This is a genomic window from Labedaea rhizosphaerae, from assembly GCF_004362825.1.
Classification (GTDB): domain Bacteria; phylum Actinomycetota; class Actinomycetes; order Mycobacteriales; family Pseudonocardiaceae; genus Labedaea; species Labedaea rhizosphaerae.
The window spans coordinates 439,516-461,221 of the sequence record NZ_SNXZ01000003.1 but is presented as its reverse complement, the minus strand read 5'-3'; the positions used below and the strand labels follow the sequence as shown (position 1 = coordinate 461,221).

The window sequence follows — 21,706 nt, the reverse complement described above, 5'->3', positions numbered from 1 at the left end:
CCTGACCAGGACCTAGGGAGGGCGTGGGTGGCGAAGCGCGAGAAGAGCGATTTCTGGATCCGGCTGGGCGCCGTGTTGTTCTACCCGATCTCCGCGCTGGGCAAGCGCAGCGAGAAGGGCATGGAACACATCCCCGCCGAGGGCGGCGTGATCTTCGCGATGAACCACGTGTCGCACCTGGATCCACCGATCGACGGGGTGTTCGTGCACCGCAACAAGCGGGTGCCGCGCTTCATGGCCAAGGACTCGCTGTTCAAGGTGCCGCTCTTCGGCGCGCTGCTCAAGGGCTGCGGCGGCATCCCGGTCTACCGGGGCACCACCGACGCCAAGGCCAGCCTGCGCGACGCGATCGCCGCGGTGGACGAGGGCAAGTTCGTGGTGATCTACCCCGAGGGCACGATCACCAAGGACCCGACGGGCTGGCCGATGACCGGGCGCACCGGCGCGGCCCGCCTCGCGCTGGAGACCGGCGCGCCGGTGATCCCGGTGGCGCGCTGGGGCACCCAGGACATCCTCAACGGCTACACGAAGAAGTTCAGGCCGTTCCCGCGCAAGAAGGTCACCATCATCGTCGGTGAGCCGGTCGACCTCGCCCGCTTCCAGGGCAAGGAGATCACCACGCAGCTGCTGCGCGAGATGACCCACGAGATCATGATCCGCATCCGCGACCTGGTCGCCGAGGCGCGCGGCGAGGCGGCGCCGACCGAGTTCTACAAGCCGAAGCGGACCGGCTGATGCAGCGGATCGCGGTGCTCGGCGCCGGGGCCTGGGGCACCACCTACGCCAAGGTGCTCGCCGACGCCGGTCGCGACGTGGTGCTGTGGGCGCGCAAGCCGGAGCTCGCCGAGACGATCGGCCGCGAGCACGTCAACCCGGACCGGCTGCCCGACGTGCGGTTGCCGGACAACCTGACGTCCACTTCGGACGCATCGGCGGCCCTGGCCGACGCCGAGGCGGTCGTGCTGGCCGTGCCGAGCCAGCACCTGCGGGAGAACCTCGCCAAGTGGGCGCCGCTGCTGCCTGCCGGGGTCACCCTGGTCAGCCTGGCCAAGGGCGTGGAACTGCACACGCTCAAGCGGATGAGCGAGGTGATCACCGAGGTCGCCGGGGTGCCGGAGCACCAGGTGGCGGTGGTCTCCGGGCCCAACCTGGCCCGCGAGATCGCCGACCGCCAGCCGACCGCGACGGTCATCGCGTGCACCGACCACGAGCGGGCCGTCGAGCTGCAGCACGCCTCGACCACCGGCTACTTCCGCCCGTACACCAACACCGACCTGGTCGGCTGCGAGCTCGGTGGCGCGTGCAAGAACGTCATCGCCCTGTCGTGCGGGATCGCCGTCGGCATGGGCCTCGGCGCGAACACGGTCGCCACCCTGATCACCCGCGGCCTGGCCGAGACCACCCGGCTCGGGGCCCAGCTGGGCGCGCACCCGTTGACGTTCTCCGGGCTCGCCGGGCTGGGCGACCTGGTGGCGACGTGCTCGTCGTCGCTGTCGCGCAACCGGACCTTCGGTGAGCTGCTGGGCAAGGGCAAGTCGATCGCCGAGGCCCAGGAGGCCGCGCACGGGCAGGTCGCCGAGGGCGTGAAGTCGTGCTCGTCGATCCGCGACCTCGCCGTGCGCCACGGCGTCGAGATGCCGATCACCGAGGTCGTGCACCGCATCTGCCACGACGGCGGCGACCCGCGTGAGCTCGGCGCCGACCTGATCGGCCGCAAGACCAAGCCGGAACGATGACCGGCGACGGCACCAAGGTCGTGCACGCCGGCCGTGACGTGGCCACGGGCGACCCGATCGCCCCGCAACCAGTGCTCGCGTCCGCGTTCCACCTCGGCGGCGCCGACTTCTACGGCCGGGCTGGCAACCCCGCGTGGCGTGAGCTGGAAGCGGCCATCGGTTCGCTCGACGGTGGCGAGTGCGTGCTCTTCGCCTCCGGCATGGCGGCGATCGCGACGACGCTGCGGGTGCTGACCGCGCCCGGCGACACGGTGGTCGTCCCGTCCGACGGCTACTACCTGGCGCGCCGCCACGCGGGTGAGGTGCCCGGCTTGGCCGTCCGGTCGCGTCCGACCGCCGGCCCGTGGACCGCCGCGGATGTCGAAGGCGCCCGGCTGGTCCTGCTGGAGACCCCCTCGAACCCCGGCCTCGACGTGTGCGACATCGCCGCGATCACCGCGCTGGCCCACGCGGCCGGGGCGTTGGTGGCGGTCGACAACACCACGGCGACGCCGCTGGGCCAGCAGCCGTTGGCGCTGGGCGCGGACCTGGTGGTGGCAAGCGACACCAAGGCACTGGCGGGGCACAGCGACGTGGTGCTCGGCCACGTGTCGACGGCGTCGGCCGAGCTGGCCGCGCGCCTGCGTGACGAGCGGACCGTGGGCGGTGCGGTGCCGGGGCCGTTCGAGGCGTGGCTGGCCCACCGCGGGCTCGGCACCCTCGACCTGCGCCTGGCCCGGCAGGCGGCGAACGCCGCCACCGTCCACGAAGCCCTCCGCGACCACCCGGCGGTGACCGGCCTGCGCTGGCCCGGCGCGTCGTCCGACCCGGCCCACGAGATCGCGAGCCGCCAGATGCGGCGGTTCAACGGTGTGATCACGTTCGAGCTGGTGAGCGAGGAAGCGGTGGCCTCGATGGTGGCGCGCAGCCGCCTGATCGCCCCGGCCACCAGCTTCGGCGGCCTGCACACGACGGCGGACCGCCGCGCCCAGTGGGGCGACCCGGTGCCCGACGGGTTGGTGCGGTTGTCGTGCGGCGTCGAGGATCCGGCCGACCTGGTCGCCGACCTGCTGACCGCGTTGACCTAGGCCGCCACTCCTTTTCTTCTTGCGCGCCTGAACCGCCCGCGGTTCCGGCGCGTAATCACGGCCGGGTCACTTGGCCGGTTTGTCCGGCAAGTGGGTTGAACAGCCATCACCGCTCGAACGGACCGCAGGCCATGATCGCTTCGGGGGTAACCGCGCGCGCCGTCGCGCGTTGAGTAAGGGCGCTTGTCGTCCGCTTGGTGACCGCAAGCCATCCACAGCTCCACATACCGCAGGGGACCGGATGACCAACCGCCAGGAGGTGCTCGACCGGCTGGTGGCCGCGTTGACCGCCGATGGCGCGGTTCTGGCTGGTCGACGCGGTGCGGGCCGGTCGTGGGTGGTGGCGCGGCTGGCCGAACGCGTGCCCGGTGCCGTCGTCGTGCGGGCCGCGCCGGGTCGCGGCATTCCCGGCTGGACCGCGCGTGAGCTCGTCCGCGCCGCCGACCGGCCCCTCATCGTCGACGACGCCCACCTGCTCGACGCCGCCGCGACCGACGTGCTGGCTCGTCGCGGCGCCCCTGCCGTGTGCACGGTCGTGGAAGGGCGCGGGACCGGTCTCACCCTCGACCCGCTGGACCTCGCGGCGACCGCCGAACTCGCCGCCGAGATCCTCACCTTGCCGATGGGCCGCGAGGCCGCGCGCGCGTTGCACGAGGCGACCGGCGGCCTGCCCGGCGTGGTGCAGGCCGTGCTCGCCGCCGCGCAACGCGCGGGCGCGGTCCGGGTCATCGGCGACGTCGCCGTCTTCGACCCCGGCCACGTCCTCGCCCTGCCCCCGGAACACCCGCTGGTGCTCGGCGCGGCCGACGCCGAACACGACCAGCCGCCCGCGGTGCTCGCTGGGCTGGCCGCCGCCGTGCCCGCGTGGCTGCGGGCCGACATGCAGCACGCCGAGCTGGGAGCGGGCACCGACACGCTCACCGGCTGCGCGCTGCGGGCCGGTCACGCGCTCAGCGAACTGCCGCTCGACGGCCGCCTCACCGACCGGCTCGCCGCGCAGCTGCACGGCTTCGCCCGCCCCGGCCACCCGATCGCCGAGGAACGGGCGCTGACCGCCAAAGCCGCACGCCACTGGGCCTCGGTGGGCGACTGGACCGCGATCGCCAAGCTGCCCGCCCGCCAGATCGGCGCGCCGACCGTCCCGCTGCGCACCCGCGCGACTCTGCTCACCGCCGGCCTGGACGCCGCACTGTCCGATGTGGAACGCCTGCCCGCCGTGGAGCCGGAGGGTTCCCGTTGGCTGCGCAGCGAACTGCTGACGCTGGCGGGCTCCGGTGGCGATCCCGCCGACGACATGGCCGCCGACCGGTCCGCCGATCACGGCGACCAGCCCGCGTGGCCCGGCGGCCACTTCCTGGCCGAAGGCCGGCCCGCGCTGGCCGCGTGGCTCGGCGGCCGGTGGGACGACGCGCTCGCCATCGCGACCCGCGACCGGCTGACCAACCGCGGCGCGCACGCGTTGTGCACCGCGGAGGAATCCGCGGCGATCGCCGCGGAAGTGTTGCTGTCCATGGGAAAGCCGACGGTCGCGCGCAGCTGGCTGGAGGACGTCGCCGTCCCGCCCGACCAGCCGGGCATGCGCGTGCTCAGCACGTGGGCGGCCGCCGGGCTGGACGCGCTGCTCGGCCGTCCGCAGGAAGGCGCGCACCGGCTTTCCGCCACGCTGGCCTGGATGCGTGAGACCGGCTGGCGCAGGCACCGCGAGTTGGTGCTCGGCCGCCTCGTCACGTGCATGCGGCGCGCGGGCATGACCGTGCGCGCCAAGGCCATGCTCGACGAGCTGACCGCCGACGCCGAACGCGACCCGTCCGGCTTCACCCGGCTGATCGCCCTGCGCTCGGCCATCGAGGTCGGCGCGGCCGGCCCGGCCGACCTCGACGCCGCGCTCGCCCTCGCCGAAGAACTCCAGCTGCCCTTCGAACTGGCCCGCACCAGGCTCGCCGTCGGCCGGGTCACCGGTGACGAGGACGTGGTGGCCGCGGCACAGGCCGGGTTCGCGCAACTGGGCGCGACGCTGTGGGAACTGCGCGCGGGCGGTGCGCCGGATCGCGACCGGGTGGCCGAGCTGATCGGCGACCTCATCGCGGCGGGCCTGTCCAACGCGTCGATCGCCACGGTCGTCGAGCGCACCGAGGCGTTCGTCAAGCGCCGGGTCAGCTGGCTGCTCGCCGACACCGGCAGCCGCCACCGCACCCAGCTCGGCGTCCGGCGCGCGGAACTCACCTCCGTCGCCGCGCCCGCACCGGCCACAGTGGACGAAGTGCTGGCCGGTGGCGTGCCGGTGGTCGCCCTGCTCGGCGCGCCCGGCAGTGGCCGCAGCACGGTGCTGCGCGGTCTCGCCGAACGCGGTGGACTGCTCGTCCACGCAGGCCGGACGCCGCTCGCGGCCGGGTTGGTGAGCGCCCTCGCGGCGAGCAAGTCCGCCGACATCCCAGCCTTGGTGCTGGGTCGTGCGGCCGCCGTGGCCCACTCGCGATCGGCATCGGCGCGGCCTGCGCCGATCGCCGTGGCCGACGCCCTGCTCGACGCGCTGTCCCACGCCGCCCGCCGCGCGCCGCTGACCCTGCTCGTCGACGACGCCGACCTCGCCGACGAGGACGGCACGGCCCTGCTCACGTTGCTCGCCGACCGGGCGGGCGGCGGCTGGTCGCTGGTGCTGGCCGGGGTCCGGTCCACAGTGGAACAGGCGCGACCGGTCCGGTTGCAGCCGTTGACCACCGAGCAGGTCGCGGACGCGCTCGACCAGCGCTTCGGCCGCCGCTACGCCGAGGAAACGGTCGCCGAGGTGCACCGCAGGACCGCCGGTCACCCGGCCACCGTCGCGGCGTTGCTGCGCAGCGTGTGGGAGGGCACCGACGAGGAGTTGCGCACGGTCGTGCCGCCACCGCTGACCGAGGAACAGGTCGGCGTCGTGCTGTCGCGCCGGTTCGGCCGCCGGTTCGCCGAGGAGACCGTGGCCGAGGTGCACCGCCGGACCGCGGGCGATCCGTCCACTGTGGCCAGGTTGCTGCGGGTCGTGCGCGCGGCCGACGACGAGCGGCTGCGCACCACGCTGCCTGCTGACGGACCCGGCTGGCTCGCCGTGATCGCCGCCGTGCCGGGCATCCGGATGGCCGAGTGCCGGGCCTTGGCCGTCCCGCTCGGACTGTCCGAAGCGGACTTGCCGGCCGTCGCCGCGGCCGTCTCGACCACCGCGGACGGCGGTCTGTTCATCGACATCCCGTTGCGTGCGGAGGCAGCCGCCGCGGGCATGGACGCCGCCGTGGACGCAGCTGCTATGCACCGCCTGCTCGCCGACCGCCTGCTCGCCGACCGGCTCGACGGCATCGCGATCGAGGACCGGCGGCTAGCGGGCTACCTGCTCGGCGCCCGCGTCGACGGCAAGCTGCACGCCGGGCAGGCCGAACTCGCCGAGATCGCCGAGCTCGTGCTGCCCGGCGACCCCGAGGCGGCCGCCGACTGGTCGGCCGCGGTGCTGGAGTCCACAGAAGACGTTCGCGCGCGCACCACCCATGCCGAGGCGTCCTACGCGATGTCGCGCTACGCCGAGGCGGCCACGTCGGCGCGGCGCGCGCTCACCCTGCTGCCGGCCGACGACGAGGCGCCCCGCCGCGCCATGCGCACCGTGCTGATCAACTCGATGATCCGGCTCGGCCAGCACGACCGGGCCTTCGACCTGACCGCGGGTCCGTCCGTCCCGGAAGGACTGCAGCACTCCCGGATCCTGTTGCTGCAACAGCGTTTCGACGACGCATTGGAGACGTTGTCGTCGCTCGCACCGCGCACCGAGAAGGAACAAGGCGCGTTGTCGGCGGGCGTGCGGTTGCTCGCGGCGATCGGCGCGGGCGACACCAGCACGATGCCCACCGAACGACTGGTGGCCGCCCGGCAGGCGCTGGCCTGGGGCGACCTCTACACCGCGGAGCTGTCGATCCTCCCGCGGTCGAACGCCGCCCCCGCCGCACGCCGCACGCCGCCGCCTTCGTTCACCCGGCTCTCCGCGGCGATCGAGGCGCTCATGGCGGGCAACCACACGCAGGTGGTCGTCCTCGCCGACGAGAACGCCAAGGCGGACAACGAAGCCGGGTACATCGACGAGGTGCTGGCCGCCCTCGCCGCCGAGGCGCTCGTGCAACGCGGCGAGCTGGCCCAGGCCCGCGCCCGGCTCCAGGACGCCACCGGCGAGCGGGTCTTCGGTTACCTGGTCGCGTGGGCCGCGGCGGGCATGGAACTGGCCGAGGGCCGCAACGACGAGGCCGTGGCACGGTTGACCGAGGCCGACCGCACGTGCGCGCGCCTGGGTTACCTGCCCGGCCGGGAACTGGTGCTGGGCCGGCTGAGCCACGCGTTGAGCGCGGCGGGCGATCGAGCCGGGGCCGAGGCAACAGACCGCACCCTGGCCCGGCTTGCGACGGTGATCGGTACCCCGCAAGCGATGTTGTCGTCGTCGTTGAGCCACGCCGCGCTCACCGCGGACGAGCAGGCGGCGCAGCGTGCGGTGCGGCTGGCCGAGGAGGTCGGCAACGGCTACTACGTCGCGCACGGCCAGGTGCTGCTGGCGGTGTTGCGGGCCAACAAGGAGCGTGGCACCGCGATGTCCTATCAGGACTTCTACCAGCACAACGTGCGCCGGCGGCGGGTGGCCGCGCGCCAGCCGCGCGAAGACGCCCTGACCGCCCGCGACCGGGAGCTGATCGACCTCATCGCCGCCGGCGCCACCAACACCGAAGCCGCCGCCGCCCTGCACGTCACCGAGAAAGCCATCGAGGCAAGGCTCACCCGCATGTACCGCCGCACCGGCCTACGCTCCCGCGTGGAACTGGTCCGCGAATACGGCGCTTAACCCGCGTGTCCCCCCCTCTGACCCGGTGTGTCCCCCGTTCCGGCCGGGCGTGTCCCCCACTCCGGTCGGGTGTGTCCCCCGCTCCGGCAGGGTGTGTCCCCTGCTCGGAGCGGGTGTGTCCCCCGTTGAGGCCGGGTGTGTGCCCCGTTGGGCTCGTGTGGGGTGGGTTCGGTTTGACACGGGGACCCCCACGACGGCCCTCGCGGGCGCTAAAACGGGCAGGAGGTGAGGCGCCCGCACCGCGCGAGTTTAGGGCCGTCGTGCCCCGTGTAAAACCGAACCCACGAGCCGCGATTGGCTGCGGCCTGGCTGCGCTGGGCTGGTCTTGGTGGCGCCGGACGTGGGGCGCGCCCGGCATGAGTGCGGGGCACGCCCGGCGCGAACGTGGGACACACCCTGCCGGAGCGGGGGACACGCCCTGCTGGAACGGGGGACACGCCCTGCTGGAACGGGGGACACACCCGCGCTGAACGGGGGACACACCCTGCCGGAACAGGGGACACGCCCGACTCGAGTGTGGGACACACCAGTTAGGCGGGGCGGCCCACCGGGGCCGAGGGGCTTTGCAGCCACGCCAGCAACGCGCACGACTCCCGGACCAGGTTGCTGTCCTGCGGCAACCGCGCCAGCAGCCGCTCGAGTTGCGTGCGGTGCTCGCTGACCCACGTCCGGCTGTACTCCGGGCCGCGGGTGCCCTTGCCGGACACCGCCGCCCGCAGCCGCGCCAGGAAGTACTGCGCCAGGCGGTGGCGGGTCTGGGCCTGCTGCTCGACCGGGTCGACCGCGACGCTGCGCCCGAGCGCGAACTGCCGCACCAGCGGGTGGTACCGGTAGCGCCCCGGTGCCACGCCGTCGAGCAGGTTGTGGTCCACCAGTTCGTCCAGCACAAGTTCCACGTACTGCACCGGCCTGCGCAACATCGCCGCCACGCCGTGCATCGAGAACGTGCCCAGCGGGTGCAGGGCCGCGGTGCGCAACACGTGCGCGGCCCGGTCGGGCAGCCTGCTGTACGCCGCCTCGAAGAACGGCCGGATGCGCGCGTTGACGAAGGCGTAGTCGTCGGTCTGCATCGCGATCAGGTTGTCGACGTACTCCCCGAGGTCCCACTCCGGCCGGCTCGTCAGGTAGTCGGCGACGGCCTGCAGCACCTTCGGCAGCCCACCGCAGTGCTCGGCCAGCCACTCGAACGCGGCGGGCGCGCTGTCGGCCCGGTCGTCGCCGATGGCCGCCCGCAGCAACGCACGCGAACCCGCCACGTCCAGCGGCCGCAGCTCGACCCGCGTGACGAACGGCAGCGCCCGCATCCGGTTGTTGCCGGTGATGAGCAGTGTGCACCGCCCGTCGGTGGGCAGACCCAGCTCGGCCTGGCGCGGGTCCACCGCGCCGTCCAGGACAAGCAGCGACCGGTCCCCGGCGGCGATCCGGCCCAGCACGGCGGCGCGCTCGGCGCCGTCCGACGAGGAGCTGAGCAGGTATCGCGCGCCGGGGAACTGTGCTGCGGCCGACAGCGCGAGCGCTGTCGTCCCGACCCCCGGGATCCCGTGCACGACGAGGACACGCGGGCAGTTCGCCCGGTCGCGCAGCAAAGTGGCGAGCGCGGACAGCTCGCTGGTGCGGCCGACCATGACCGGCGCCTGCGGCAGGCGGCCCGGCTCGGTCCGCGCTGTCGGCGAGGCCGTGGCCGAGCTGACCACGATCGCCTCCGTCCGCGGCGGCGGGTGGTCGTCGGCGAGGATCGCGCGGTGCAGCGCCTGCAGCTCCGGGCCCGGGTCGAGCCCGAGGTCCTCGGCCAGGCGCTTGCGGGCCGCGGCGTAGGCGGCCAGCGCGTCCGGGCGGCGGCCGTTGTGGTGCAGCAGCCGCATGTGCAAGCCGTGCAAGCGTTCCCGGTGCGGGTGTTCGCGCAGCAGCTCGGTCAGGTCGTGGTCGAGCGGGCCTTTGGCGGCGGCCAGCTCGAGGTCGACGAGCTCCTCGTACGCGGCGAGCCGCTCCTCGGCCAGGCGCTCGCGGTGGGCTTGGGCGAACGGACCGGGCACGTCCAGCAACGCCGGTCCGTGCCAGAGGTCGAGCGCCTCGCGCAACACCTTGGCCGCCTGCGTCACGTCACCCTGCGCCCGTGCGGTGGCCGCCTCGCCGACCTGCTGGCGGAACTGGAACGCGTCGGCGGAGAACTCCCGCGGGCCGATCACGTAACCCCGGCCGATCGACTGGATCACCCGGCTCGGCTCACGGGGAGCGCGCTCGGGCTCCAGCATCCGGCGCAGCACCGAGATGTGCGCCTGGACGGCGTTGTAGGCCTTGCCCGGCGGCGCGGCACCCCAGACCGCGTCGATGATGTGGTCCGTGCTGCACACGCGGCCGGCACCGAGCAGCAAGGGCACGAGAACGGCTCTGCGCTGCGGTGGGCCGAGCGGTACGGGCATCCCGTGCAAGGTCGCCTCGACCGGCCCGAGCAGCGTGAACGCCGGTATGTCTGTCCCCGTGCTCAAGACCGTCATGACTGAGGGTTTAGCAGCGCGGGGCAGCCTTCACCGGGCCAGAACCCAACATGTAGGGGTTTGGCGCGCCCTACCTTCGGTGGGTTTCCGGCAAACCAGTCGAGCCCCGTTCACCGCCCGTTCATAGTGCGCCCGTACGGAGCGCGTAAGCGACCGCGTGTGAGCGGTTTCGCAGGTCCAGTCGGGACATCAGGCCGTGCAACACGTTCTTGATCGTGCGCTCGGAGTAGTTGAGGGTCGCGGCGATCTCGCCGGTGTCCATGCCGTCGGCGAGCAGTTTCAGCACGTCGACCTCGCGGGTCTCCAGGCCCGCCGCGGTCAGCCCGCGCGGGGCGAGCACGTCGCGTTGCACGGTCCGGTTCTGCTCCACCAGCCAGCCGACCACCCGCTCGGGCATGTGCGGGCGGCCGTGGTGGGTGTCCACGACCGCGCGGACGATCTTGTCGTAGCCGGTTTCCTGCCGGGGCAGCACGCTGGCCAGCCCGTAGCTGATCGCCCGGGTCAGGTGCTGCTCGCGCAGGCTCGTGGCGACCAGGACGATGCGCATCGAAGAGTTGGTGCTCTGCTCGTGCACGGTCTGCATCCAGCCGAGGGTCTCCTCGGTGATCTCGGTCGCCAGCACCAGCACGATGTCCGCGCTCTGGTGCTTGCCGTGGGGCAGCAGGCGCACCTCGTGCCTGCCCCGCAGGTGGGCCGCGACGCCGTCGGCGGTCAGCGGGTCGCCCGAGATGATCGCGACCCGCACCCGGCCGTCGGCGACAGCAGCGATGTCGACAGCCTTGACGCTGTCCACGGGCCTCTCCGCAACGCTGGTCTGCACGGTCCCGAATCTCCCGTCGTCGCCATGTTTGCTGGCCACATCATCGGTCGGCGTACTTGGCAAACACTTGTCGGCGGCTTTTCGACAGGGAATGACGAGGGCCGCGGACCCTTCCGGATCCACGGCCCTCGTGCGTCGGATACGCGCGTCAGCGCACGGCGAGCGCCTCCGATTCCGGCCGGTCGCTGGACTCGGTCTCCGGCTCGTCACGCTTGTGGAAGAGCTTGCCGGGCCACCACATGAAGCGGCCGACATCCAGCGTCAACGCCGTCACCAGCACGGCGCGGATGATGATCGTGTCGATCAGCACGCCGACCGCCACCGCGAACCCGATCTCCGCGAACGCCACCAGCGGCAGCGTGGCCAGCACCGCGAACGTGCCCGCCAGCACCAGGCCGGCCGAGGTGATCACGCCGCCGGTGGCCGCGAGCCCGGTCAGGGCGCCGCGCCGGGTGCCGAACTGCAGTGCTTCCTCCCGCACGCGGGTCATCAGGAAGATGTTGTAGTCGATGCCCAGTGCGACCAGGAACACGAACACGAACAGCGGGAACGACTGGTCGGCTCCTTCGAACCCGAACACGTTGTCGAAGAAGAAGGAACTGATCCCCATCGCGGTGAAGAACGACAGCACCACGGTCCCGATCAGCAACAGCGGTGCCACCAGGGCCCGGAGCAACGCGGCGAGGATCAGGAACACCAGCACCAGCACGATCGGGATGATCAGGTCCCGGTCGTGGTCGTTGGCCTGCCCGACGTCGTACTGCACGGCGGTCATGCCGCCGACCTTGGCGTCGGCGCCCGGCACCTGGTGCACCGCGTCGCGCAGGGCGAGCAGCGTCTGGGCCGCCGCGGGGCTGTCGGGCTGCGCCGAGGGCGTGCCCTGGACCATGACCACGCCGCCCTTCGGCGGGGACACCTTGACCGACTGCGGCACGATGCCCGGCGTCCTGGCCACCGCGTCGCGGACCTGGTCGGCCTGCGCCACGTTTGTGACGACCTGCATGGGCTGGCCGTTGCCGCCGCCGGGGAAGTGCCTGGCCGCGATCTCCTCGCCGATGACCGCGTCCGTGCGGGTGGTGTAGTTGCCCGCGTTGGTCAGCCCGTCGGCCTTGAGGTTCAAGGTGTTCAGCGCGATCACGCCGAGCACGACGGCGGCCACCGCCCAGGTGATCCGCGGCCGCTTGGCGATGCCACGGCCGATCTTCGCCCAGAAGCCGTCCTTGGTGTGGTCGTCCGAGCCGTAGCTCGGGCGCACCGGCCAGAACAGCCACCGGCCGCAGATCGCCAGCAACGCGGGCAGCAGGGTCACCATCGCGAGCAGGGCGACGCCGATGCCGATCGCCGCGACCGGGCCCAGGCCCGCGGTCGAGTTCAGCGCCGCGAAGATCAGGCAGAGCATGCCGGCCATGACCGTCGCCGCACTGGCCCAGATGGCCGGGCCCGCGCGGTGCAGCGCGAACGCCATGGCCTCGTGCCGGTCCTTGTGCCTGCGCAGCTCTTCCCGATATCGGGCCACCAGGAGCAACGCGTAGTCGGTACCCGCGCCGAAGACCAGCACGGTCAGGATGCCCGCGCTCTGGCCGTTGACCGACAGGCCCGCGTACTTGGCGAACAGGTAGATCACGCCCTGCGCGGCGAACAACGCGAAGCCGGCGGTGAGCACCGGGAGCAACCACAGGATCGGGCTGCGGTAGGTGAGCAGCAGCATCACCACGACCACGCCGACCGCGGCGAAGAGCAGCGTGCCGTCGATGCCGCTGAACGCCTCGGCCTGGTCGGCGGCGTTGCCGCCGGGCCCGGTGACGTGCATGGTCGCGCCGGCCATGGTCGGTGGTGGCGCGGCGATGTCCTTGATCTGCTTGATGGTGTCGGGCAGCTTGTCCCAGCCGCCGCCCCCGTCGCCGCCCAGCTTCAGCGTGAGCATGACCTGGGCGGCCTGCGCGGGCTTCTCCGCCGACGGCTGCGGGCCGAGCACCTGCGGCAGCACGCCGGGCACGGTCGGGAGCCGCTTGACCTGGTCGCCGAGCGTGGCGAGTTCCTCGGCGGTGAAGCCGGAAGGCTTCTCGTAGATGAGGATCGTGGGAACCTCGTCGTTGGCCTGGAAGTTCTTGGTGACGTCCATGGCCTTTGTGGACTCCGCGTCGCCGGGCAGCCAGGCCGACGCCTGGTTGTCCTCGACCGAGCTCAGCTTGCCCCCGAGTGGTGCGAGTGCGGCGACGGCAACGATCCACAGCGCGACGACGACCCACTTGCCGACGCGTCCGCTCGGTATTCTCGCCAGTCGGCCGACACCGTCCATCAGTGTCTTCATGGTGGTAGGCCTTTCCTCCCCTGAAAAAGTCTCGGCGCAAGACTACTGGCTCCCTCTCAGCGATGGTTTACAGACTGAGAGATCTCCGGGAAATATCAGGGTCGCTCTCAGGGTTGGTCCCGGAAGCCCACGTGACCTGGGCCACTGCCCCGTAACGAGGGTCGCTGTTCGTACAATTAGAAATCGATTGATCACGCTTCGTTAAGTGACAACGGCAAATACTTCGGACATTTCCTAAACGTGGGATGTTTGCTCAACGGGCAACTTGCGGCTCGCTTCCCTGGGCCCGGCAAGGATCAGGGGATCTCCCCGATGTCGCCGGGGCGCGCCGCGCACTAGCGTCGCCGCTCGTGCGAAAAGTGATCTTGTTGGTGGTGGCCGGGCTCCTGGTGCTGACCGGCTCCGCACAGGCGATGTCGGGTGGGACGCCGGTTCGCAACGATGTTCCCTGGGTGGCGACGCTGGCGCTCAAGGGCGACCAGCCGCTCCTGCAGCGGGCCGGCTGTGGTGGCGCGTTGATCACCCCGGACCGGGTGCTGACCGCGGCCCACTGCCTGGACGGCGTCGACCCGGCGATCTTCGAGGTGCACCTCAATGCTCGGGTGCTGTCCGGTGATCCCGGTGTGGTGCGTGGGATCCGCGCGGTTTCCGTGCTGCCGGGCTACGAGATCCTGCCGTCGCCGGTGGATCCGGACAACGTGAACTGGTCCAGCGCCAAGGACGATCTCGCCGTCATCCACCTCGACCGGTCCGTGGCGATCGCGCCGGTGCCGATCGCGCCGTGGCGGCCGCGGGCGGGGACGGCGATTTCCCTGTTCTCCCACGGCACGACAGGTGATGCCTGGAGGTCATCCCGGTGACTGGCGCAACGACGTGCTCAACCGCGGTGATCTCATCACGCTGGCCGACAACGACTGCGCGGCCGCCACACCGGCCACTGTGGACCGGGCGTCCGTCGCCTGCGGTCAGGGCGCGGCGACCGCGTGCTACCTGGACAGCGGCAGCCCGGTCGTCGGCCCGCTGGGGCTGGTCGGGGTGTTCAGCTTCGCGGGCGAAACGGCCGGCGAGGAATGCCGGCCGTTCCCCATGTACTTCGCGGACGCACCCGCGAACCTGTTGTGGGCCTACACGACGCGATAGAACTCGACCAGGTGGGGCGCCACGACCGGCGCCTTCACCATGTGCGTCTGGCCGGGCAGCTCGACCAGCCGGGCATCCGGCAACTGGTCGACGATCGCCTGCTGCGCGTTGTGCATGACCTTCGGGCTCTTGCCGCCGACGAACGCCAGCACCGGCATCTTCGCGCCCGGCCAGGCGTTCGCGGGCAACGGGTGGCCCAGGCCGCGGTCGCCGAGGACGCGGGCGTCGTGGGGCAACGTGTGCGCCACGGCCTTCAGCTTCTTCCACGGCGGGGTCAGCGACATGATCGTGACCATGATGGACGGTGCGCCGACGGTCTTCATGAAGAACTTGAGCGCGCCCGACCGGTCGTCCTCGGCGATGAGGGCGTCCAGCGTCTCCTGGAAACCCACGCGTGGCGGGTGGCTGTCGTCGACGATGAACGGCGCCTCGTAGATGGCGAGCTTCGCGATGCCGTCGAGCCTGCTCGCCGCTTCCAGGGCCAACGCCGCGCCCGACGACATGGCGAACACGTTCACCGAACCGCCCGCGACCTCGATCAGCGCCGCGATGTCCTCGATCTCGCGGTCGACCGAGTACGGCTTCGTGTCGCCGCTCTCACCGCGGCCGCGCCGGTCGTAGGTGTAGACGGTGAACTGGTCCTGCAACTGCTTGGCCAGCGCGGCCGCGGGACCGAAGGCCCGGTAGCACAGGGCGCCGTCGACGACGAGCAGCGCGGGACCGGAACCGGCCTGCTGGTAGGCGATCTTGGTGCCGTCGGCCGAGGCGACGGTCCGGGTGGCGATGGCGGTGGTCATGACGTCTGTCCCTTCGAGACTGCGGTGGTCATCCAGGTCAGCCACGCCTGGTGGGCGGCGTCGGCGTCGACTTCGCCGAAGCAGCTGTGCGAGGCGATCAGCGGGCCGTGGAAGCCCTCCATGAACCGGTAGAACGCGTCCTCGGTGCGAATCCCGACGACCGCCTTGTTGGCCAGGTAGACCTCGCCCTCGACGGAGCCGACACCGTCCACATCGAACTTGACCCGGTCGCCGGAGGCCGGCCGGCCGGTCAGGTTCATGGCCTTGCCGAGGGAATCCCATGCCGTCGGCCAGTCGTCGACCGCGGGACCGAAGATCGTCATCGGGGTGGCGAACCGCCCGGCGAAGTGGTTCAGGTACGTGGTCAGCGTGGTCCAGAACAGCTGGCCGCCCAGCGTCATGGCCTCGAACTCCTCGGCCCAGTCGTCGCCGGGCAGGAACCCGGAGTTGACCACGCGCAGCACTGTGCTGCCGGTATCGCGGCCCTGCACCAGGAACTCGAACGCGACGAAGCGGCCGTCGGGTCCCGCGGGCACGCCGTAGCGCAGGCGGTTCGGCGGGTCCCACGCGGTGACCGGCATCTCGGGCTCGTACTCGCCGAACGCCTGGCGCACGGTGGTGCTGCCCTCGACCGAGTTCTTGCCCATGAACCAGGAGTCGATGCCCGGCCCGGTGGCGATCGCCTCCCACACCTGTTCGGGCGACGCGGATACCTCGAGGGTCTCCTCGAAGATGAAGTCTTTCCCCATGTCAGTTCTCCTCAGTGCGCGGCACGCTCGGGTGCACGGCGACGATCACCCGGTGCGCACGGCCGCCTTCGGCGCTCTCGTCGTGGTACTTCGCCACCAGCGTCGCGACCGCGTCACCGAGTTCGGCGGCGAACGCCGAGCGGTCGGCGGCCGAGGCGAACCGCACCTCGCCGTCGAGGGCGAACGTGGCGAGGCGCTTGCGCGCCCGGTCCGCGCCGACGAGCAACGCGCCGACCTCGCGCACCAGCCGGGCCGCGACGGCCAGCAGCCAGCGCGCGGAAAGCCGGTCGGGGGAGCGCTCGGGGTCGGGGGCGACGGCGGCGAGTGCGGTGGGGGAGATGACGTAGGCGGCGGCGGTGGCCTGCATGACCCGTTCGGTCATGTTGCCCTTGCGCCGTTCCTCGACCAGCTCGACCAGTCCGTGCTCCTCGAGCGCCCGCAGGTGGTAGTTGACCTTCTGCCGCGGCAGGCCGACGCGGGCGGCCAGCGACGACGCCGAGCCGGGCTCGGCCAGCTCCGCGAGCAGCCTGGACCGGATGGGGTCCAGCGAGACCTCGGCCGTGGCCGGGTCCTCGATCACCGTGACGTCCAACATGCCGCAAACTCTGACACCGACAGGTCGACTTGTCAAGACAGTGAATTATGTCTTGACAAGAAAAGTGGTCGGTGGAACCGTTCGTCGCAACGGACCTCCTCCCCAAGACAAGGACCAGAGCGATGACCCTCACCGCCCCCGCCGTTCGTCCCACCGCTGCTCTCGTCGAGCCCGCCCGCAGTCGCCTGATCGCCGGTGCCGTCGCGGGCCCGCTGTTCATGGCCGTGAGCTACGCGCAGGCCTTCACCCGCGCAGGCTTCGACCTGTCGGTGCACCCGTTCAGCTTCTTGAGCCTCGGGTCGCTGGGCTGGTTGCAGATCACCAACTTCGCGGTCAGCGGCCTGCTGTTCGTGATCGGCGCGACCGGTGTGCGCCGCGCCCTGCCGACGAGCAGGTTCGCGCCGCTGGGCCTCGGCGCGATGGGCGTGGGCATGATCATGGCCGCGTGCTTCTCGGCCGACCCGGCCTACGGCTTCCCGGCCGGCGTACCGGAACACGTGAGCCTGCACGGCAACCTCCACGCGGTCGCGTTCGTGGTCGCCATCCTCGGCTGGATCACCGCAGCCGGCGTCCTCTCGCGACGGTTCTTCGCCCAGGGCCGGCGCGGCCTCGGCTGGTACAGCGCGATCAGCGCGGTGCTGCTGGTGGCGCCGCTGCCGTTCATGGGCGCGTCCGGCGGCGTGGTCGTGCTGTACGCGTCGGCCACGCTGGGCTGGACATGGAGTGCCATCGCGTGCGCCAAGCTGGTGAAGCGGTAACAAAGGACAGAGGTGCGTCGATCCCTCCCCCGGGATCAAGGGGAGGGATCGATGCGCCTTTTCATGGCTTTGGCGGCTGCGGCGTTGGTGCTGGCCGGGTGTTCGAGCGAGGCCGGCACGCCCGAGCCGGTGAAGAAGGGGTGCAAGCTCTTCGACAAGCAGGCACTGGCCGCCGCGCTCAAGACCACGGAGCCGATCGTCGAGCGGGACGGCACGAGGCCGGAGTCACCCAGCTGCGGCATCACCGTGGGCGCCACCCCGGTCGTTGCGGCCATGGTCTTCACGGCCGCCGACTCCGAGCGTTTCGGCTACGCGTCCTGGCACCGGTCCAGCGAGAAGGCCGGCGGCGTGCGCGACTTGCCGCAGGCAGGCGGCGACAAGGCGTTCGTCGCCCCCACGCGTCCACACGAGTCGATGGGCGGTGTGCTGCACGACGGGACCTTCTACCGGATCAGCGTTTTCGCCCAGGACGCCGATCCGGTGACCGCGGCAACCGCCTTCGTCACCGTGCTCGAGGCCGCCCTCGCCTGAGCCGCGCGTAGCACACGAGTCCCGCACCCAGGCCCAGCAGCAGCACCGCGACCACGAGACCCGGCCCGGCGGAGGCGCCCGTCGAGGGCAGCGGTGTCGACCCGCCGGCAGGCGTCGTCGGCGCAACGGTGGTGGTCGGCGCAACGGTCGTTGTGGTTGTCGTTGTGGTTGTCGTTGTGGTGGGAGTCGGGGTCACCACCGGGTTCGTGACCGTGTTGGACGTGGACTTGTCCTTGTCGCGGGTCAGGCCGTCCGTGTAGGCGGTGGTTGCGGTGTTGTCCAGCGGGGTCTTGTCGCCGGTGGCCGTCACCTTGAACGTGATCGTCGCCGTCGTGCCCGGTTCGAACGGGCTGGGCAGGCGCACTGTCGCCGCCGAACCGGACAGCTCACCGGCGTCGTCCGCCGGATCGTCGGTCAGCGCGGTGCCATCGAGGGTCAGGCTCGCCGGCACGAACGAACTGCCCTCGGGGATCGGGTCGGTCAGCACCGCGTCGAGCGCGGCCGCGCCCCCGGAGTTGGTGACCGCCACGGTGTAGGTCAGCTCGTCACCCGCACGGGCGGGATTCGGGCCGGTGACGGACTTCGTGGTGATCAGGCAGGCCGGGGTGCCGAACTCGATGGCGTCCAGGAAGTTCCCGAACGTCGGGTTGCCCGACGCGGAGCGAACCGCCTGGAAGCCGAAGCGGGTGGTCGTCTGGCCCGCGGGCACCTCGTAGTCGCCGGTCCACTGGCCCCACGCGCTGTCGTCGTCGACGATGTCCGGGCCGCTCGCGCCGTCCGGGGTCTGCGGATGCTGCTGGGTGGGCGTGCCGATCAGGACGTTCATCGTGTCCTGGTCGACGCCGGCGGTGACGTTGCGCGCGCGGTGCGAGATCCGCCAGCGCAACGTCTGACCCGGGGTCGTCGCGACGTCCTGGTACAAAGTGGACGCTTGGGTGGCGTTCAGCTCGGCGAACTGGTCGCCGGTCGCCGCGGGCACCTCGAGCCCCCGGTTGGCGCCGGCGTTGCCCGGCCCCCAGATCTCGATCACCTTGTCGCTCGCGGTCGTGCTCCAGCCGGGCACCTGGCTCTGCGGGCCGAGCCACGGCCCGCGGACGTCGGGCTGCTCGAAGCTTGAGTTCGTCAGCCCGACCGGCGGCGGGCACTTCTCGGGATCCTGTTGCGCTGCGGCAACGTTCGGCGCGAGGCCGAGGGCGAGCGTCACGGCGGCAGCGCAGCCGAGGGTGCGCCGGAGTCTGGCGGGGATCATGACCGCGCACCCTAGGGAAAGCAGGGCACCGTACTCCGCGGTTCGCCGTGTGCCGCCGGTGTTTCACCCGATCGAGGTCAGTCGACGGTGAGCAGGCGCAGGTGCGGCCGGGTCACGCCGTAGGCCAGCAATCCCACGTACCCGAGGGCGAACACCACGCACGACGCCCCGACCCCCGCCACCCCGGCGAGCACGCCGAACCCGGACAGCGCCAACGGGGTCAGCGCCGCGTCCGCTGTGGACGTCACCGCGCCGCACCGGCCGAGGTAGCGCTCGCCGACCGTCGCCTGGAACGCGCCGGAGAGCATCGGAGAGGCGAGCCCGGCCGTGATCCCGACCGCCGCCATCGCCACGAAGACGCCGACCAGCGGCGCGAAACCCGCGAGCACCATGGCCATTGGCTGGGTGAACAGGATGACCAGCCCGGTGAACGCCGAGCGGCGCGGCCGCCATTTCATGGCCATGGCCGTTCCGACGGCCGCGCCGACCCCCAGCGTCCCGGTCAGCAGACCGACGCCGCTCGCGCCCCAACCCTCGTGCTGGGCGCGCACCACGACACCGACGGCGATGACCGGGGTCATGAAGACGTTCAAGCCGGACAACGCGATCACGAGGTCGCGCACCCGCGGGGTCTGCCCCAGGTAGCGCAGCCCGTCACGCACGTCGCCGAGCGCGCTGCCGCCGGTCTCTCGCTCCAGCGTCCACCGTGGACGGACGCCGATCAGCACCAGCGCGATCACGATGAAGGACACGGCATCGGCGAGCATCGCGCCGCCGAGGCCCCACGCGGCGACGATGAGCCCGCCGAGCGGCGCCCCGCCGAAGGTGCCGATCCGGTCGCAGAACTGGCGGATGCCCGCGAGCCGGCCGAGCTCGGACTTGGGCACCAGTTGCCGGGGCAGCGTCGCCGAAGCGGGGCCGTAGATGGCGTCGACGATCCCGAACAGGACGGCGACCGTGATCAGCAGGCCGGCCGAGGACCCGCCGACCGCGAGCGTGAGCAACCCGCCGAGCAGCACGACGACGCGGGCCAGGTCGGAGCCGATCATGAGCCTGCGGGTGTTGAACCGGTCGGCGAAAGCGCCGCCCAGCAACAACAACAAGGCGTGCGGCACGCTGCCGCAGGCCAGCACGAGGCCGGCGAGCGCGGGGCTGCCGAGCTGCACGGCCGACCAGGACAGCGCGACGTACCAGATCTCGTCGCCGATCGAGGAGATGCCGCGGGCGACCGACCAGCCGAGGACCATCGGGTCGCGGTGCAGGGGACGGGCCGGCGGCGCGCCGGCAATCGTGGTGGTCATGTCACAGCCGTCCCGGCGCGGCGTGGGCGAAGACGAACACCGGCTCGCGGTGCCGGCCGTCGTCGGGGACGTCCCTGCCGCAAAAGCGGGTGATCACGCCGATCAGCTCGCTGGTCAGGTCCGCGAGCTCCTCGGGGGTCGCCGTGCTCCAGCCGTCGGTGGCCGCCGACGCCTCCGACCACTCCTTGGCGTAGGTGTCCCGCGCGGCGATCCAGTCCCGCACCCACGAGATGTGCTGGTCCAGGTTGACCGACTCGGCCGCGGTGGCGACCGCGTACTCGGCCGGGTCGGCCTCCGCGTCGGGCATCGACCACGACAACGTCATGCGCACCGAGCGCCACCAGCGCTCGCGCTTGTCCTTGGCCAGCTCCGGCGCGAGCTCGATCAGGCCGCACTCGGCGAGCACCTTCAGGTGGTGGCTGACGTTGCCGACCAGCTGGTCGGTGCGCTCGGCGAGCTGGCTCGCGGTGGCGGGACCGTTCACGGACAACTGGCGCAGCAACCGCCTGCGCAGCGGGTGCGCCATGGCGGCGAGGGTCTTGGCATCGGCTTCCGGCATACGCACAAGAGTAGTTGTACAAGAGCTCTTGTGCAATAGGTCTTGTGGATCGTGGATCTCAGCCGATGGGAACGCTTGTCGGGCGCACCGCACGGGCTGGATGCTTTGCCGCATGTTGCAGCGCGCCATCGCCGACCGCCGGGGTCACATCGACCTCGTCCGGGTTGCCAGCGCGTTGTGTCCGTCTTGGCGATGACCCGCGTCCCCCAGCCACGCCCATCCCAAGAAGGCCCACCATGTTCGCCGTTCCGGCCAACACCGTCGCGCTGCCCGCGACCACCGCTCACCCCGCCCTGATCGCCCGCGACGTCGCCGCCGACCGCACGAGGTGGGCGCACCTGCTGCGCTACGACCCCGACGAGCGCTTCGCCGCCCTGGTCGAGCGCACCGCCGACGAGGAGATCTGGTTGCTGAGCTGGTTGCCGGGCCAGGAAAGCGACCTGCACAACCACGCCGACTCCACCGGCGCCTTCGCCGTCGTGACCGGGACGCTGACCGAACTCGTCGCCCGGCCGGGCACGCGGGTCAGCCACCGCCTCGTGCCCGGTCAGGTCCGGGTGTTCGGCCCGAACTACGTCCACCAGGTGCGCAACGCGAACTCGGACCCGGCAATCAGCATCCACGTCTACCGGGCCGAGCGGGCGATGACGCCGTTCCGCTACGCCGCCGACGGCCGGCTGATCCCGGCCCAGTGATCTTGGCGCAGTGATCTTGGCTGGTTAATTCGGTTGGCCGCGGCGCCGCGCGGTGGCACT

Annotated in this window: 18 protein-coding genes; 9 read left to right on the top strand and 9 right to left on the bottom strand. The window is 71.8% G+C overall.

The features are described from left to right. Nucleotides 1-27 precede the first annotated feature (27 nt). The 4 genes from EV186_RS19155 (at nt 28) to EV186_RS19140 (ending at nt 7,646) form a co-directional block, all read left to right on the top strand. Nucleotides 28-735 carry a lysophospholipid acyltransferase family protein gene (locus tag EV186_RS19155; RefSeq protein WP_133850689.1) on the top strand — a complete coding sequence of 236 codons (708 nt, stop codon included), beginning with the start codon at nt 28-30 and terminating at the stop codon, nt 733-735. Next, nucleotides 735-1,736, top strand: a complete 1,002-nt coding sequence (locus tag EV186_RS19150) for an NAD(P)H-dependent glycerol-3-phosphate dehydrogenase (RefSeq protein WP_208115684.1) — start codon at nt 735-737, stop codon at nt 1,734-1,736. Before EV186_RS19155 ends, EV186_RS19150 begins: the two co-directional genes overlap by 1 nt. Beyond that, the gene (locus EV186_RS19145; RefSeq protein WP_133850687.1) at nt 1,733-2,803 is read left to right on the top strand and encodes a cystathionine gamma-lyase; all 1,071 of its coding nucleotides are present in this window, start codon (nt 1,733-1,735) and stop codon (nt 2,801-2,803) included. The genes EV186_RS19150 and EV186_RS19145 overlap by 4 nt, the downstream gene beginning before the upstream one ends. 241 nt (nt 2,804-3,044) lie before the next feature. Then, nucleotides 3,045-7,646 carry a LuxR C-terminal-related transcriptional regulator gene (locus EV186_RS19140; protein WP_133850686.1) on the top strand — a complete coding sequence of 1,534 codons (4,602 nt, stop codon included), beginning with the start codon at nt 3,045-3,047 and terminating at the stop codon, nt 7,644-7,646. 530 nt (nt 7,647-8,176) lie between these two features. Here EV186_RS19140 and EV186_RS19135 read toward each other — a convergent pair. The 3 genes from EV186_RS19135 to EV186_RS19125 all read right to left on the bottom strand — a co-directional run bounded on the left by EV186_RS19135 (nt 8,177) and on the right by EV186_RS19125 (nt 13,272). Then, nucleotides 8,177-10,141 (bottom strand): AfsR/SARP family transcriptional regulator, encoded by a 1,965-nt coding sequence (locus tag EV186_RS19135; protein ID WP_133850685.1) that lies wholly within the window; start codon nt 10,139-10,141, stop codon nt 8,177-8,179. A 121-nt stretch (nt 10,142-10,262) separates the two neighbouring features. After that, nucleotides 10,263-10,934: a helix-turn-helix transcriptional regulator gene (locus EV186_RS19130; protein WP_166659232.1), complete on the bottom strand. Its 672-nt coding sequence runs from the start codon at nt 10,932-10,934 to the stop codon at nt 10,263-10,265. Between the two features lie 175 nt (nt 10,935-11,109). After that, complete coding sequence (locus EV186_RS19125; protein WP_208115683.1) at nt 11,110-13,272, bottom strand: MMPL family transporter; 2,163 nt, start codon at nt 13,270-13,272, stop codon at nt 11,110-11,112. A 350-nt stretch (nt 13,273-13,622) separates the two neighbouring features. Here EV186_RS19125 and EV186_RS40510 point away from each other — a divergent pair, with 350 nt between their 5' ends. Together EV186_RS40510 and EV186_RS40505 are read left to right on the top strand one after the other, a co-directional pair. Further along, a complete protein-coding gene (locus EV186_RS40510; RefSeq protein ID WP_208115682.1) occupies nt 13,623-14,132 on the top strand; it encodes a trypsin-like serine protease in 510 nt (169 codons plus the stop codon). Further along, nucleotides 14,110-14,412: a trypsin-like serine protease gene (locus EV186_RS40505; RefSeq protein ID WP_208115681.1), complete on the top strand. Its 303-nt coding sequence runs from the start codon at nt 14,110-14,112 to the stop codon at nt 14,410-14,412. The genes EV186_RS40510 and EV186_RS40505 overlap by 23 nt, the downstream gene beginning before the upstream one ends. Here the strand turns inward: EV186_RS40505 and EV186_RS19115 are convergent. Genes EV186_RS19115 through EV186_RS19105 form a run of 3 tightly spaced genes read right to left on the bottom strand, consistent with a single transcriptional unit; the run spans nt 14,397 to nt 16,553 of the window. Beyond that, on the bottom strand, nt 14,397-15,209 hold the full coding sequence (locus tag EV186_RS19115; protein WP_133850683.1) for an alpha/beta fold hydrolase: 813 nt from the start codon (nt 15,207-15,209) through the stop codon (nt 14,397-14,399). The genes EV186_RS40505 and EV186_RS19115 overlap by 16 nt on opposite strands. Beyond that, nucleotides 15,206-15,958, bottom strand: coding sequence for an SRPBCC family protein (locus EV186_RS19110; protein WP_133850682.1), 753 nt, complete (start codon nt 15,956-15,958; stop codon nt 15,206-15,208). Before EV186_RS19110 ends, EV186_RS19115 begins: the two co-directional genes overlap by 4 nt. A gap of 1 nt (nt 15,959) precedes the next feature. After that, complete coding sequence (locus EV186_RS19105; RefSeq protein ID WP_133850681.1) at nt 15,960-16,553, bottom strand: winged helix-turn-helix domain-containing protein; 594 nt, start codon at nt 16,551-16,553, stop codon at nt 15,960-15,962. 122 nt (nt 16,554-16,675) lie between these two features. On the opposite strand from EV186_RS19105, the gene EV186_RS19100 reads away from it, so the two are divergent. Both EV186_RS19100 and EV186_RS19095 read left to right on the top strand, forming a co-directional pair. Next, complete coding sequence (locus EV186_RS19100) at nt 16,676-17,311, top strand: DUF998 domain-containing protein (protein ID WP_133850680.1); 636 nt, start codon at nt 16,676-16,678, stop codon at nt 17,309-17,311. Nucleotides 17,312-17,362: 51 nt separating this feature from the next. Beyond that, on the top strand, nt 17,363-17,842 hold the full coding sequence (locus EV186_RS19095; protein ID WP_133850679.1) for a hypothetical protein: 480 nt from the start codon (nt 17,363-17,365) through the stop codon (nt 17,840-17,842). Here the strand turns inward: EV186_RS19095 and EV186_RS19090 are convergent. The 3 genes from EV186_RS19090 to EV186_RS19080 form a co-directional block, all read right to left on the bottom strand. Continuing rightward, entirely contained in the window at nt 17,814-19,091 is a 1,278-nt protein-coding gene (locus EV186_RS19090; protein WP_133850678.1) for a DUF11 domain-containing protein, read from the bottom strand. The two genes, EV186_RS19095 and EV186_RS19090, sit on opposite strands and share 29 nt — an antisense overlap. 77 nt (nt 19,092-19,168) lie before the next feature. Further along, nucleotides 19,169-20,392: an MFS transporter gene (locus EV186_RS19085; protein WP_133850677.1), complete on the bottom strand. Its 1,224-nt coding sequence runs from the start codon at nt 20,390-20,392 to the stop codon at nt 19,169-19,171. 1 nt (nt 20,393) lies between these two features. After that, the gene (locus EV186_RS19080) at nt 20,394-20,951 is read right to left on the bottom strand and encodes a winged helix-turn-helix domain-containing protein (RefSeq protein WP_133850676.1); all 558 of its coding nucleotides are present in this window, start codon (nt 20,949-20,951) and stop codon (nt 20,394-20,396) included. 236 nt (nt 20,952-21,187) lie between these two features. Between EV186_RS19080 and EV186_RS19075 the strand changes: the two genes are divergently transcribed. Next, nucleotides 21,188-21,646 (top strand): cysteine dioxygenase, encoded by a 459-nt coding sequence (locus EV186_RS19075; RefSeq protein ID WP_133850675.1) that lies wholly within the window; start codon nt 21,188-21,190, stop codon nt 21,644-21,646. Nucleotides 21,647-21,706: the final 60 nt, after the last annotated feature.